Raw genomic sequence first — 13,603 nt, 5'->3', positions numbered from 1 at the left:
CCTCCCGCCCGAGGGGGGAGGCGCCGGATCCCGGTGCGGTTCAGACCAGTTCGTAGGCCGGGTCGCGGTGCAGGGTGGCGTCGATGCCCTGCTCCTCGGCCTCCGGCGGGATCCGCAGGCCCATGGTCGCCTTCAGCACCAGGGCGATGGCCAGCGAGACGGCGAACGAGTACAGCAGAACCGCGGCGGCCGCGACGAACTGGCGCCAGAGCTGGTCCACCCCGCCCCCGTAGAGCAGGCCGTCCACGCCCTGCACCGAGTCGGCCGAGCCGACCAGGCCGATCATCAGGGTGCCGATCAGGCCGCCGACCAGGTGCACACCCACCACGTCGAGCGTGTCGTCGTAGCCGAAGCGCTCTTTCAGGCCGACCGCCAGCGGGCACACCGCCCCGGCGACCAGGCCGACCAGGATCGCGCCCATCGGGGTGACGTCACCGCAGGCCGGGGTGATCGCGACCAGGCCGGCGATCGCCCCGGAGGCCGCGCCGATGCCGCTGACGTGACCGCTGCGCAGCTTCTCCACCGCCAGCCAGGCCAGCACCGCCGCGCAGGTGGCCAGGAACGAGGTGACCATGGCGAAGCCGGCGCCGTCGGAGGCGGACAGCCAGGAACCACCGTTGAAGGCGTACCAGCCGGCCCAGAGCAGGCCGGCGCCCAGCAGGGTCAGGGGGACGCTGTGCGGCTTGGGGCCCTGGCCGAAGCTGCGCGACTTGCCCAGCACGATGGCCAGGGCGAGGGCGGCCGCACCGGCGTTGATGTGCACCGCGGTACCGCCGGCGAAGTCCAGCGCCTTGAGGCTGTTGGCGATCCAGCCGCCGCTCTCGGAGACCGTGCCGTCGAACGAGAACACCCAGTGCGCCACCGGGAAGTAGACCACCACGGCCCAGACCGCGGCGAAGACCATCCAGGCGCCGAACTTCATCCGGTCGGCCGCCGCCCCGGAGATCAGGGCCACCGTGATGCAGGCGAAAAGGGCCTGGAAGAGCGAGAAGAGCAGGATGGACAGACCGTTGACCGAGGTCTGTTGGGTGGAGCCGTCGCCGCTGTAGAGGCCACCGCTGCCGAAGAAGTCGCCCGGGTTGCCCAGCAGGCCGCCGAGCGAGTCGCCGAAGACCAGCGAGAAACCGAAGACGAACCAGAGGATGCCGACGACGGCGACCGCCCCGTAGGTCATCATCATCATGTTCACCGAGCTCTTGACGCTGACCATGCCGCCGTAGAAGAGGGCCAGGCCGGGGATCATCAGGGTGAGCCCGATGATGCAGCACAGCATGAGAGCTGTTGTTCCAGTGTCCATGGGATTCTCCGCGTTCTCCTGCGCCTGAACGTTGTTTCCGGAAAAGAAACTGCGTGGCGCTTGCCGCGGCGAGGCGTGGGTGTTGCGAATGGGTAAATCTCCTCCATGAGGTCGGGCACCTCGGGGGCGCGTGGTAGCCCGAGGGTCACCGGAACACCCGTTCGCGCTATGACGAAACCCGGATCGGCGGCGACAGTACAACCGTGAGTGTTCGGCAGGCCGCTCTCCTGCTTCTCTGATCGGCGGGGACCGGCGGCATTCGACTGGAGTCGTCGGTGACATGGAGAACTACTACGACGTGCTGGGGGTGACCCCCTCGGCCGACCGCGGCGCGATCCGCCGCCAGTACCGTCGCCTGGCCCGGGCGTTGCACCCGGACCGGCGTTCCGGGGCGGCGGCCAAGGCCCGCGCGGTCGCGGCCATGACCCGGGTCAGCCAGGCCTACGAGACTCTGCACGATCCGCAGCGGCGTGCTCAGCACGACCAGATGCTGCAGGGCGAGCTGCCCCTGCCCTCGGTCAAGGAGCAGCACAGCGAGGCCCTGCTGCGGATCGCCGGTGCGCTGGGCGACGTGATGCGCCGCGAGTCCGTTCCCGGTCTGGAGCAGGCCCTGGTCAACCGGATCCTCGAAGGCGCCGCCGAGCACCTGCCGCGAGCCGTGGAGCTGGTCCAGGGCCGGGTGCCGGTGCTGGACGGGGCGGCCCAGGTGGCCGCGTTCATGGCGCTGGCCAAGTCGTTCACCTCCTTCGTCGACGGGCTGGGCCCGGGGCAGGTGCCCGAGCCGGCCTACCTGTTCCTGGTCCGGGCCACCGCCGAGGAGTGTGTGCACAGCACGGTCTGGCGCTCCCGGCTGGCCTGGCCCGAGCTCCCGGCGGTGGAGGCCTCGGCATCGCCGCCGGACCTGGTTCTGGACCTGACCCCGGAACTGGTCGTGGTACCGGAGCAGGGCCCTGAGGACGCGCCGGCCTGGAATCTCCAGCCTCCCCGGGTGCCCGGTTTCCGGGCGATGCGGGGCAGGCTGCGGAACTGGTTGCCGCAGCTGCGCTCTCGGGTGGACGTGGCCGGGGCCGAGCCCGAGGTGGGCGTGGGCCAGGTCTGAGGCCGGCCGTTCGAGGGCGAGGAACTTCGCTGCCGCCAGCCGATCACTGGGGTTTCTGACTCGCCCGGAGACGGGTGGGAATGACATGCTCTACTCCGCGACTACTATGGTCGGGGCGCCTGCCGCGAGACCGGAGCCGGTCGCGGTCGGCCCGGGCGCCGGCCGTCACCGCAGATGTGGTCGCGGCGTTGTCGCAGAGTCACCGCGCTGTCACCGCGGGGTCACTGCCAGTTTCACTGCGGCGTCACTCCGGTGTCGCCGCCGAGGTTCGAAGGGCTCGTGAGGGGCGAGCCCGGTCGGCGCCGATCACGTCGTGCCCACCGGGGCCCGGCGTGTGTTCCGCACGGTCGTCCCGGTCGGTACCGGGACCCGGTGGAAGTCAGTGGTCATCGGGCATCGCCGTTCGTGCGGCGAGTCAGGTGGCGAGTCAGGTGGCGGGTCAGGTGCGGCCGTCCGGCCGCGAACCGGCCCGTGATCGAGCAGGGTGTTGTAGGAGGAGTCAGTGGTCCCACCAGGCCAGCGCGGAACTGGTCGCCGGGGAACCGGGCGGCGTCAGCCGGCCCCGCGCAACCAGGGCCGGTCCGCCCCGGCGCGGCCCCGCCAGCGCGGCGACGTGCTCGCCGTGCTGGCCGTGGCCGCCCGGGAGATCGAGCAGGCCGTCCAGCGCGGCCAGGTCACCCCGGCCGTGCGCAGCAAGTTCCAGGCCGTCGCGGCGCTGCTGCGCGAGGAACGGGCCCGGGTCCGGGCCGCGGCCGACGGCGCCCGCTCGGCCGAGCGGCTCAAACGCCTCGACGGCCTGGCCACCGTCCTGGCCACCACCGCCGTGCAGGACTCCGGGTTCCTGCCCCTGCTGGCCGAGGACGTGGCGCTCTCCGAGGGGGCCCGGGCGATCCGGCGCGACCTGCTCAAGGCCGCCGGTCTCGAGGTCAAGGCCGAACGGGCCGCCCCCACCGCGGCCCCCTCCACCCCGGCCGCCCCGGCCGGACCGCCGGCCGGTGTCGTGCCCCGCTCGGTGGTCACCCGCAAGCTGGCCAACCCGTTCCTGGCCCCCGACTTCTCCGCCGCCCAGCCCACCGCCGCCCCGGCCCACCGCCTGGCCGGCTGGGAACTGCTCGGCCCGCTGTTCAGCTCGTTCGAGCGGGCCGGCGGGGGAGCCCCGGCCTGCATGTCGCTGCCGATGGGCACCGGGCTGCCGATGGGCGCCGAGCTGATGCCGCACCAGCGCCGGCTGGTCGCCGCCGCCGCGGCCGGGCACCGCACGTTCCTGCTGGCCGACGAGCCCGGCCTGGGCAAGACCGCGCAGGCCCTGCTGGCCGCCGAGGCCGCCGGGGCGTTCCCGCTGCTGGTCGTGGTGCCCAACGTGGTCAAGACCAACTGGGCCCGCGAGGCCGCCCGCTGGACGCCGAACCGCCTCGCCACCGTGGTGCACGGCGACGGCAAGTCGGTCAACGGCTTCGCCGACATCGTGATCGTCAACTACGAGATCCTCGACCGGCACGTGGGCTGGCTGGCCGACTTCGGCTTCGGCGCGATGGTGGTCGACGAGGCCCACTTCATCAAGAACAAGACCTCCCAGCGCTCGCAGCACGTGCTGCACCTGTCCGAGCGGCTGCGCGCGGGCCGCACCCGGCCGCTGCTGATGGCCCTCACCGGTACCCCGCTGATCAACGACATCGACGACTTCCGGGCGATCTGGCAGTTCCTGGGCTGGATCGACGACAAGAAGCCGCTCGGTGAGCTGATGGACGCGCTCGAGGAGACCGGGTTCGACCCGTCCGACCCGGGCTTCTACCCGGCGGCCCGGCAGTGCGTGATCGAGCGCGGCATCGTGCGCCGCCGCAAGGTCGACGTGGCCGCCGACATCCCGGCCCGCCGCATCGCCGACCTGCCGGTCGAGCTGGAGGGCGCGGCCGGCCGCTCGGTCCGCGCGGCCGAGCGCGACCTGGCCCTGCGGATGGTGTCCGGCTACCGGTCCGCGCTGGCCGCCCGCGAGATGGTCACCTTCGAGGAGGGCAGCGACGGCATCGACCACGACCTGGTGCGCCGGGTCGCCCGGGCCGAGCTGAAGGACGCCACCACCCGGACCGGCGAGAACGTGTTCAGCATGATGCGGCGGATCGGGCAGGCCAAGGCCGGCCTGGCCGCCGACTACGCCGCCCAGCTGGCCCGCAGCGCGGGCAAGGTGGTGTTCTTCGCCAAGCACGTCGACGTGATGGACACGGCCGAGGAGGCCCTGGCCCGCCAGGGCGTGCAGACCGCCTCGATCCGCGGAGACCAGACCCCCACGGTGCGGCAGCGGAACATCGACGCCTTCGTGAAGGACCCGGACGTGGCGGTGGCGATCTGCTCGCTCACCGCCGCCGGGGTCGGGCTGAACCTGCAGGTGGCCTCCAACATCGTGCTGGCCGAGCTGTCCTGGACCGACGCCGAGCAGACCCAGGCGATCGACCGCAGCCACCGGATCGGGCAGACCGAGCCGGTCACCGCCTGGCGGGTGATCGCGGCGCAGACCATCGACGCCCGCATCGCCGCCCTGATCGACAGCAAGGCCGGGCTGGCCGCCCGGGCCCTCGACGGCTCCGACGCCGACGACGAGGGGGCGGTCAACGTCCAGCTCGAGGCGCTGGTCGCGCTGCTGCTCGACGAGCTGCGGCGCTCCGCCCCCTCGTCGTCTGCGCTCTGATCCGTCCGATGGCCGGTCCGGTGCGGGTGAACGCCGCCGTCAGCATCCCCGAGGCGGAGCTGCGGTGGCGTTTCTCCCGTTCCTCGGGGCCGGGTGGTCAGGGCGTGAACACGGCCGACAGCCGGGTGCAGCTGAGCTGGCACGCGGCGGCCAGCGAGGCCCTCACCGGGCCGCAGCGCGAGCGGCTGCTCGAGCGCCTGGGCCCTCGCCTGGTCGACGGGGTGCTGCAGGTGACTGCCTCGGAGCAGCGCTCGCAGCTGCAGAACCGGGAGACCGCAGAGCGTCGCCTGGCCGAGATCGTCGCGGCCGCGATCGCCCCGCCGCCCCGGGCCCGGCGGGCGACCCGGGCCACCCGGGGCTCGCAGGAACGGCGCATCGCCCAGAAGAAGCGGCGGGGCAACGTCAAGCGGCTGCGGCGGGACACCTCCGACTAGGACACGACCTGGCTCCGGGCAGTCGCCAGGGCCTCGGCCGCCGTCGCCGGGCCGAACCACGCACCCTGCCCGGCGTCGCAGCCCACTGCCCGCAGAAGGTCCGCCTGGGAACGGCGTTCCACTCCGTCGGCCACGACCAGGTGCCCCAGCGCGTGCCCCATCGAGATCGCTGCACCGGCGATCGCGGCCCCGGCCTCGTGGCGGTCCAGGTCGGCCACGAGCGCCGGATCGAGCTTGAGTACCATCTGCGGCACGCCGCGCAGCCGGGTCAGGGCGCACAGGCCGGAACCCAGACCGTCCATGCCCAGGCCGACCCCGAGCTCGCGCAGCCCGGCCAGGTTCGCGGTGACCGGGGTGCTGGTGCTCATGAAGACCTCCTCGGCGAGCTGGATCCACATTCGGCCGGGAGCAAGACCGTTGTGCTGCAGGCAGTCCCGCACCACCCCGACGACGTCCAGCGAGGTGAAGGTCTGCAGCGACACGTTCACCCAGACCGCGCCCTCGGGGCCGCGGGCGCCCTGCCGGCAGGCCTCGCGCAGCATCCAGGTGTCCAGATCGGCCATCAGCCGGTACTTCTCGGCGATCGGCCGGATCTCCCCGCCGGTGATCGGCGCGGTCGACTCCGGCGGCCGCCAGCTCAGCACCGCCTGGGCACCCAGCAGCCGCTGCGGGTCGGCCTGACCCAGGTCCACCACGGGCCGGTAGCGCAGGTCCAGGTCGCCCTCCGCCACGGCGGTGCGCAGCTGGGCGAGCAGCTGCAGGCTGCGGTCGGCCTCCAGCTGCATCTTGGGGTCGAACACGCTCATCCGCGAGCGGCCGCCCTGCTTGGCCGCGTACATGGCCAGGTCGGCCCGCTGCAGCACGGCCTCGGTGGCCGGGCCGGAACCGTCGTCGTCGGCCATCGCCACACCGATGCTGGCGCCGACGGTGACCTCGTGATTGCGCACCAGCAGCGGTCTCTGGAGCTCGGCGGCGATCCGCTCGGCCAAGGCCTGGGCCTGGCCGACGCCGTCGAAGCGGCCGGCCACGATGAACTCGTCACCGCCCAGGCGGGCGACCACGTCGCCGTCGCGGCACACCGCCTGCAGCCGGTCGGCGGTCAGCACCAGCAGTTCGTCCCCGGCGTCGTGGCCCAGGCTGTCGTTCACCAGCTTGAACCCGTCCAGGTCGATGAACAGCACGGCCACCGCGGGCCCGTCCGGGTCCTGGGAACCGACCAGGTACTGCAGGCGCTCCAGCAGGGCCCGCCGGTTGGGCAGGCCGGTCAGCTCGTCCGACATCGCCTTGCGGCTGAGGCTGTTGTGCAGCCCCAGCATCTCCGCCGAGGACACCTCGAGCGAGCGTTCCAGCAGGTACCGGTCGTTGTCGGCCTGCTCGTAGGTGGCCGAGACGACCGACAGCAGACGGGCCCAGGCCGGCTGGGGCGGCGACTGGTCGCGGTCCAGCTCCAGGCGCCGCAGCTGACGGGTGAGCAGGCGGTGCAGGCCGGGCTCCTCGCTCACGACGTGAGTTCCTGGATGGTGGTGACGGTGAGGGTCTGGTTCTGCAGGGCGGAGGTGCCCGGGCCGGTGGGGGAGATCTCCCCGTAGGAGTAGAAGCCGGTGACCTGCGCGTGCCCGGGCAGCCGGGCGAGCACCGTCTCCAGTTCGTCCTCGGTGCGCTGGCCCAGCACCGCCCGGCGGCCGATGCAGCTGATCACCAGGGCGAGAACCGGCAGCCCGTCGACCAGTTCGGCGGTCTCGACCGCGTCGCCGGCCCCGTCGATCAGCTCGTCCACGTTCGCGCGCATCAACCGGGCCATCGAGTTCTGCGGGATGTCCCCGGTGAACACCATGCTGCGCTCGTCCTCGCCGAAGGCCTGCACGGTGCGCACCACGGCACTGCGAGGGTCGTCGGTGGTGCGCACCGACAGCGGGAACAGCAGGGTCGACTCGGGGTTGGGGCCCATCCGGTCGCCCAGGTAGTTGCGGTAGAGGCCGAGGGCGGGCCGGCCGTCGAGCTCGTGCAGGACGTTGCCCTCCGAGCGGGTGACCCGGCGCTCGGGGCCCAGGATGCTCCAGCCGCCGCCGGCCCCGTGCCCGATCCGCACGTCGGGTCCGCTCAGGCCCAGCAGCGTGACCACGCCGCTGCGCGGCCGCCCGCCGGACAGCACCCAGGTCTGCTCGAACCGGATCCCGTCGCCGGCCAGCCCACCGATGACCAGGGCCCGGCCCCGGCAGGCCTCGCTCAGGCCCCGGGCCAGTTCGGCCCCGTTGGCCAGCAGGCCGTCCGAGAGCACCAGGACACCCTTGAGATCGCCGTCGGCGGCCAGCATCTCCTCGGCCAGGTCGCGCCCGGTCAGGTACGAGTCACCGGTCCCGCCCATGTCGCGTTCGAGCAGGGTCAGCCGGGTGCTGCGGAACCGGGTGACGGCGATCGTCAGGGTGCCGTCCTCGATCGTCTCACCGAGGATCTCGCCGGCCGTCGAGCAGCCGATCAGCACCGACCGCGGGTAGGCGGCGACCACCTCGGCCAGCGGCCCGTGCGGTCCGTCCGCCCCAGGGGGCTCGGCGGCGGCGTCCATCACGGCTCCGGAACCGAAGACCACCACCAGCGTGGCCGGCCCGTCCCAGGGTGGCAGGGGCGCCGAGAAGCCCGATTCCGCCCGCCATCGACCCGTCCAGGCCTCCACCACGTCCCCTTGTCCGTCCAGCCGTGCATTCGGCAAATAGCTCGGAACCCGTCGAGCCGCCCGGCGACGGCCTGAGCGATCGGCGGTCTCATCCCCCGATCGGCGCAGGCTCCACCAGTTCGGCGTGCACGATCCAGCGCTGCGAGTCGGAGTACTCGGGATGACAGGTGGTCATGGTCAGCCGGGCCTGACCGGGTACCGCGTCGAGCACGGCGGTCTGGTCGGGCCGGACCAGTTCGTGGTCGGTGACCCGGTAGGTGAAACGGGCCTCCCGGGTCTGCACGACCACCTTGTCGCCGGCCCGCAGGCGGTCCACGTCCTGGAAGGGGCGGGCCCAGGTGGTGCGGTGCCCGGCGACCGCGAAGTTGCCGATCTCACCGGGCCGGGCGGTGCCGGCGTAGTGCCCGACCCCGGCCCGCAGGGCCGGGGCCCCGGTTCCCTCGAACACCGGCATCTTCCAGTCCGGGCCGAAGCGCGGCACGGTCATGATGGCGAAGGCCTTGCCGGGGACGGTCGCGGCGGCCGAGGGCGCCGGGCCGGAGCCGGGCTGCTCGCCCACGACCGGGGCCTGGGGGCTCTCGCGCCACTGCTCCTGCAGGGCCTGGACGGTGTCGGCGGCCCGCTCGCTGCCGCTGTGCCGGGTCCAGGACAGGAATCCGGCCACACCGACCAGCAGCAGGACCCCGGCCAGGATGGCCAGTTTGGCCAGTGCGGCGGCGATGTTCGGGCCCGGTGGCGGCGGCAGCACGGTCAGCGCCCGGCTGTCGGGCGCCACCGGCTCGACGAGTGTGGCGCTCATGCCTTGTGCCGTCCCCGGGGCTGAGCCCGTCGCACCACGGGTGCGCTGTGCACCCGCACCGCGACCGGGGCGCCGCCGCGGGTGCGCAGGAGCACGATCACGCCGCCGCCGATCAGCACCAGCGCCGTCACGGTCAACGGCACGAGCACCCGGCTGCCGGTGAAAGCGAGCTCCCCGTCGTCATCGTCGCCGCCGGCCGGACTGCCGGCCGAACCACCGTCGGGGCTGTCGTCCGGATCCACCGAGCCGTCGTCCCCGTCGTCCCCGTCGGAGACCGGGGCCCCGCCCACCTTGAGCCGCACAACCCCCTCGGAGCAGGCGCCGGTGCGGTTGCAGGCCCGGTAGCGGATGGCCACCACGGTCCCGGGGGCCACGGAGGCGGGTGCCTTGTAGCGGATGGTGCCGTCCGGGCCCACGGTGGCGGTGCCCACGGCCGGCTGCTGGGTGATGCTGAGGCTGCCGATCGGGTAGCCGTTCGGGTCCAGGTCGTTGTCCAGCACGTCCACCACGGTGGTACCGCCGGGCCGGACGGTGCCCGCATCCGGCTTGAGGGTGGGGGGCGCGGCGGTGACCCGGATCGTGGCCACGGCCTGGTCGCACAGACCGGTCGGGTCGCAGACCTCGTAGCGCACGGTGTCCTTGCCGATGAAGCCGGCGGCCGGGGTGTAGACGAGTTTCCCGTCCACAATTCTCGCGGTTCCGTCGGTGGGTCTGGTGACGATCCGGGCCAGGGTCAGCGGATCTCCGTCCGGGTCGCGGTCGTTGGCGGTCACGTCGACCGTCACCGGGTTGCCGGTGACCACCCCGGCCGAGTCGGCGGCGGCGACCGGGCCGCGCTGGTGGGCCGCCACGGCCACGGTGACCTCGGCGGTGGTGCAGCCGGAGCGGTCGTCGCAGACCCGGTAGGTGAAGGTGTCGTCACCGGCGAAAGCGGGGTCGGTGAGCGTGTACACGATCTTGCCGTCGACGATGGCCGCGGTGCCGTGGGCGGGCTTGCCCACGGTGTCGAGGGTCAGCGGGTCGCTGTCGGCGTCCTGGTCGCCCTCCAGCACGTCGATCGTGGCCTTCAGCGTGCTCGCGGGCAGGGGCACCGACTCGTCGTCGGCGGTCGGAGGGGTGTTCACCACGACGGAGGCCGAGGCCGCGTTGTTGGTCAGCACCGGGTCGGCCGAGCTGCTGGACACCACCGCGCTCGCGGTGGAGGGGTCCTTGGCGTCGGCGGGAAGTGTTGCGGTGAAGGTGATCTGGGCGGACTCGCCGTTCTTGAGGGCCGCCATCGGGCAGGTCACCTTCACCGTGTCGGCCACTGTGCAGGCGGCCAGCGACGAGGTCACCTCGGTCACCCCGGCCGGGAGCGTCTGCACGACCACCGGTTTGGCGTTCGCCTCCGGTCCGTCGTTGCGGACGTTCACGGTCCAGGTGGCCTTGCGGGTCCCGTTGCGCTGGAGCACCTTCGGGTCGGCGGTCTGGGTCACGACCAGGTCGGAGATCTCGTGGTCGGCCACGTCCAGGGTGACCGTGGCGTCGCTGCACCCGCCCCGGCCGTCGCAGACCCGGTAGGTGAGGGTCTCCGGCCCGACGAAGGAGTGGTCGGTCAGGGTGTAGCGGATCTTGCCGCCGACGATGGTGGCGGTGCCGTGCGCCGGGGTGGACACCGTGGTGATGGTCAGCGGGTCGCCGTCCGGGTCCTGGTCGTTGGCGGTCACGTCAAGATCCGAACTGAGGACGTCGGCCGCCAGCTTCGGGGTGTCGGCGGCCACCTGGGGGGCCCGGTTCACGGCCACCGGGGTGGTGGCGGTGTTGTTCGACAGGTCCGGGTCCGGTACCTGCCCGGAGAGCGTCGCGGTGCCGGTCGAGGGGTCCGGGGCGGTGGCCGGCAGGGTGGCGGTGAACTGCACGGTGCGGGAGATGCCGCTGTTCAGTGTGCCGAGCGGGCAGGTGTACGTAGTGCCGGTGGGCGCGTTGCAGGTGGCGCCCACCACCGTCACCGCGGTCACGCCGGCCGGGAGCACCTGCACGAGCTGGGCGGCGGGTTCGTTCTGCGGGCCGGTGTTGCTGACCACCGCGGACCAGGTGACCAGACGGGTGCCGTCCCGCTGCACCGTGGTCGGGCTGGCGGTCTGGGTGACCTTGAGATCGGCCCGCCGGTGGTCGTTCACCGCGACGTCCACGCTGCCGGTGTCGCAGCCGCCGCGTCCGTCGCACATCGTGTACTGGAACGTGTCGGTGCCCACGAACGAGGGGTCGGTGAGGGTGTAACGCACCTTTCCGCCCACCACAGAGGTGGTTCCGTGCGCCGGAGTGGTGGTGGAGGTGATGGTCCGGGCGGCCGGGAGGTCGGTCGGGTCCGGGTCGGTGTCGTTGGCCAGGACGTCGACGTCGACGGTGGTGGCCGGGGTGTTCAGTGGCGCCATGTCGTCGACCGCGGTCGGCAGGGTGTTCACCGGGACGTTGGTGGTCACCGAGTTGTTGCCCTGAGTGGCGTCGGTGGCCGCTCCGGAGACGGCTGCGCCGATGGCGGTCGGATCGGGGGCGTTCGCGGGCAGGGTCGCCTTGAACGTCACCGTGGCCGAGCCACCGGCGGCCAGGGAGGCCGCGATCGGGCAGGTCAGGGTGAGCCCGCCGTTGCTGGTGGTGCAGGTGGCGCCGGTGGCGGTGATCGCGGTTGTGCCGGCCGGGAAGGTCTCGACCAGCACCGCGGCGGTCTCGGTCTCCGGGCCGATGTTGTTCACCGTGGTGGTCATGGTGACCTCACGGCTGCCCGACTTCTGCACCACCGAGGGGCTGAAGGTCTGGGTGACGGTCAGGTTGGCCTGGGCCTGGGTGACGGTGATCGGGTCGGCCGCCGAGGTGGCGGTGCGGGGGGTGCTCTGGGCGTCCTCGTAGGTGGCCTGGCTGGTGCCGCCCACCGTGCCGCCGGCCGTGAACGGGGCGGTGATCTGCACGGTGTAGGTGATCCGGGTGGTGGCGCCGATCGCCAGCGCCCCACCGGCGCTCGCGGTGGCCCCGGTGCCCAGTCGCACGGTGACGTTGTCGCCGGTGACCTCACCGGTGGTGGGCACCGGATTGCCGTCCACCCGCAGGGAATTGGGCACATAGGCGGTGCCGGGCGGGATCAGGTCGGCGAGCCGGGTGTTGGCGGAGGCCGCCGTACCGGTGTTGGTGACGTCGACCGTGTAGGTGATCTGGTCGCCGGGCCGGGTCCGCCCGTCGGCCGGGGCCACGTCGACCACGGTTGCATCCCGGACGACGTCGAGCACCGGCAGGTAGACGTTGGAGACGAAGGTGGCCACGGCCGGGAAGAAGGTCTCGCCGCCGGTGGTCAGGTCCAGGGTGGCCTGAGTGACGTTGTTGCCCAGGGGGATCGAGGTGTCCTCGAAGACGTCGGCGTCGAACCCGAACAGGTTGGCCTCGTTGGGCACCCGGCCGGCCACCGGGGTGCCGGCGTCGGTGTTGGTCGAGTTGAACACGTTGTTCGCCGGGTTCGCCCCGTCGGACAGGGCGATCGCCGACCCGCCCTGCGGAGTGATCTGGAAGCCCTCGCCGGTCAGGCCCGCGTCACCCTCGAACACGACCGCGCCCAGACGGGTGAAGGCGGTGCCGTTGTCGGCCGTGGTCAGGCCGGTGAGCGGGATCGACACCGACCGGTCGGTGCTCGGGGTGTTCTGCACGGTGCCGAAACCGTCGAAGACCTTGAGCTTGCGCAGCGGCTTGGCCGGGTCGCGGACCACCACCACCAGAGTCCAGGCGGCGTAGGAGTTCTGGCCGGTCGCAGCATGGATGTCGGCGCCGGTGTAGGTGCCCGACCCGCCGGCGGCGACGATGCTGGTGACGTCGGCGAAGGAGACGTACGAGGTGCCGTCGCTGGGATTGCCGTCTACCACGTCGCTCGCAGCCGCGGTGATCTCGCGGTAGCTGGACTCGTTGGGCACCTTCAGCAGCAGCCGGTTCTTGGCGGTCCCGGCCGGGGCGGCGGTCCGGCCGTTGCCGTCCGCGTAGGCCGACCAGTACAGCCCGGCGAACCGCACCGAGGCGCCCGCGGGCAACGTGACCTCCGCCGATGAGCTGGAGTTCGTGGCGTTGCCGGTGCCGTCCACGTCGAGGAACTGCATCGTGTAGGAGTTGTTGTTCAGCGCCCCGCCGGTGGCCGACCGGTCCTTCGCGGCCGGGCAGTTGGTCTCGGCCACCGGGCAGGAGACCAGGCTGTTGCCGCGCAGCAGGATGTCGCCGCGGTCAGTGGCGTCGAACCGGCTGGAGAACGCCTTGTTCATCGCTCCGGTGGCCGGTCCGGCCACGGCGACCAGGACGGACAGCGCCGCCACCGCCGCCGCCACGAAGGCCGCACTCCATCTCGACACGTGCCACATTGCAAAGTCCCCCAGCCGGAAACGGTCTCGCCGCACTGGGGAAGGCGTCGTCTCTCCAGGACCGCCGGTGAACCGGTGACGCCCGGATCGGCCCGGCCGCCACACGGGGGATGCAAGCCGGTACGCCGTTCGGGACGCATCGGCCCGGGGCTGAGGCCCGGAGTGGGCGGTTCGCAGGGATTGTCAGAGGACGGGTGCGGTCACCTCGGGCGGGCCGGGGACCGCGGACGGATGATCGAGCCGCCCGGCGGTG

The 13,603-nt window shown here is 72.6% G+C and carries 8 protein-coding genes; 3 read left to right on the top strand and 5 right to left on the bottom strand.

The features are described from left to right. Positions 1 to 40: 40 nt before the first annotated feature. Complete coding sequence (locus tag LWF15_RS22180) at positions 41 to 1,297, bottom strand: ammonium transporter (RefSeq protein WP_232812813.1); 1,257 nt, start codon at positions 1,295 to 1,297, stop codon at positions 41 to 43. A gap of 280 nt (positions 1,298 to 1,577) precedes the next feature. Between LWF15_RS22180 and LWF15_RS22175 the strand changes: the two genes are divergently transcribed. The 3 genes from LWF15_RS22175 (at position 1,578) to arfB (ending at position 5,513) form a co-directional block, all read left to right on the top strand. Next, positions 1,578 to 2,396: a J domain-containing protein gene (locus tag LWF15_RS22175; RefSeq protein ID WP_232812812.1), complete on the top strand. Its 819-nt coding sequence runs from the start codon at positions 1,578 to 1,580 to the stop codon at positions 2,394 to 2,396. Positions 2,397 to 2,898: 502 nt separating this feature from the next. Beyond that, complete coding sequence (locus tag LWF15_RS22170; protein ID WP_232812811.1) at positions 2,899 to 5,079, top strand: DEAD/DEAH box helicase; 2,181 nt, start codon at positions 2,899 to 2,901, stop codon at positions 5,077 to 5,079. Positions 5,080 to 5,087: 8 nt separating this feature from the next. Beyond that, positions 5,088 to 5,513: an alternative ribosome rescue aminoacyl-tRNA hydrolase ArfB gene (gene arfB, locus LWF15_RS22165; protein WP_352396510.1), complete on the top strand. Its 426-nt coding sequence runs from the start codon at positions 5,088 to 5,090 to the stop codon at positions 5,511 to 5,513. On the opposite strand, the gene LWF15_RS22160 is transcribed toward arfB, so the two are convergent. The 4 genes from LWF15_RS22160 to LWF15_RS22145 all read right to left on the bottom strand — a co-directional run bounded on the left by LWF15_RS22160 (position 5,510) and on the right by LWF15_RS22145 (position 13,341). Next, positions 5,510 to 7,015, bottom strand: coding sequence for a putative bifunctional diguanylate cyclase/phosphodiesterase (locus LWF15_RS22160; RefSeq protein WP_232812810.1), 1,506 nt, complete (start codon positions 7,013 to 7,015; stop codon positions 5,510 to 5,512). The two genes, arfB and LWF15_RS22160, sit on opposite strands and share 4 nt — an antisense overlap. Continuing rightward, entirely contained in the window at positions 7,012 to 8,184 is a 1,173-nt protein-coding gene (locus LWF15_RS22155) for an FIST signal transduction protein (protein ID WP_232812809.1), read from the bottom strand. Before LWF15_RS22155 ends, LWF15_RS22160 begins: the two co-directional genes overlap by 4 nt. An 88-nt stretch (positions 8,185 to 8,272) precedes the next feature. Beyond that, a complete protein-coding gene (locus LWF15_RS22150) occupies positions 8,273 to 8,983 on the bottom strand; it encodes a class E sortase (protein ID WP_232812808.1) in 711 nt (236 codons plus the stop codon). Continuing rightward, on the bottom strand, positions 8,980 to 13,341 hold the full coding sequence (locus LWF15_RS22145) for an Ig-like domain-containing protein (protein ID WP_232812807.1): 4,362 nt from the start codon (positions 13,339 to 13,341) through the stop codon (positions 8,980 to 8,982). Before LWF15_RS22145 ends, LWF15_RS22150 begins: the two co-directional genes overlap by 4 nt. Positions 13,342 to 13,603: the final 262 nt, after the last annotated feature.

This window comes from Kineosporia rhizophila (assembly GCF_021277265.1).
Lineage (GTDB): Bacteria > Actinomycetota > Actinomycetes > Actinomycetales > Kineosporiaceae > Kineosporia > Kineosporia rhizophila.
The sequence above is the reverse complement of the archived record's forward strand: the minus strand, read 5'-3'. Positions and strand labels throughout refer to the sequence as shown.

Bases quoted from the DNA above. Each gene is read 5' to 3' on its own strand.
- LWF15_RS22180 (WP_232812813.1), bottom strand. From the start codon at position 1,297: ATGGACACTGGAACAACAGCTCTCATGCTGTGCTGCATCATCGGGCTC.
- LWF15_RS22175 (WP_232812812.1), top strand. From the start codon at position 1,578: ATGGAGAACTACTACGACGTGCTGGGGGTGACCCCCTCGGCCGACCGC.
- arfB (WP_352396510.1), top strand. From the start codon at position 5,088: ATGGCCGGTCCGGTGCGGGTGAACGCCGCCGTCAGCATCCCCGAGGCG.
- LWF15_RS22150 (WP_232812808.1), bottom strand. From the start codon at position 8,983: ATGAGCGCCACACTCGTCGAGCCGGTGGCGCCCGACAGCCGGGCGCTG.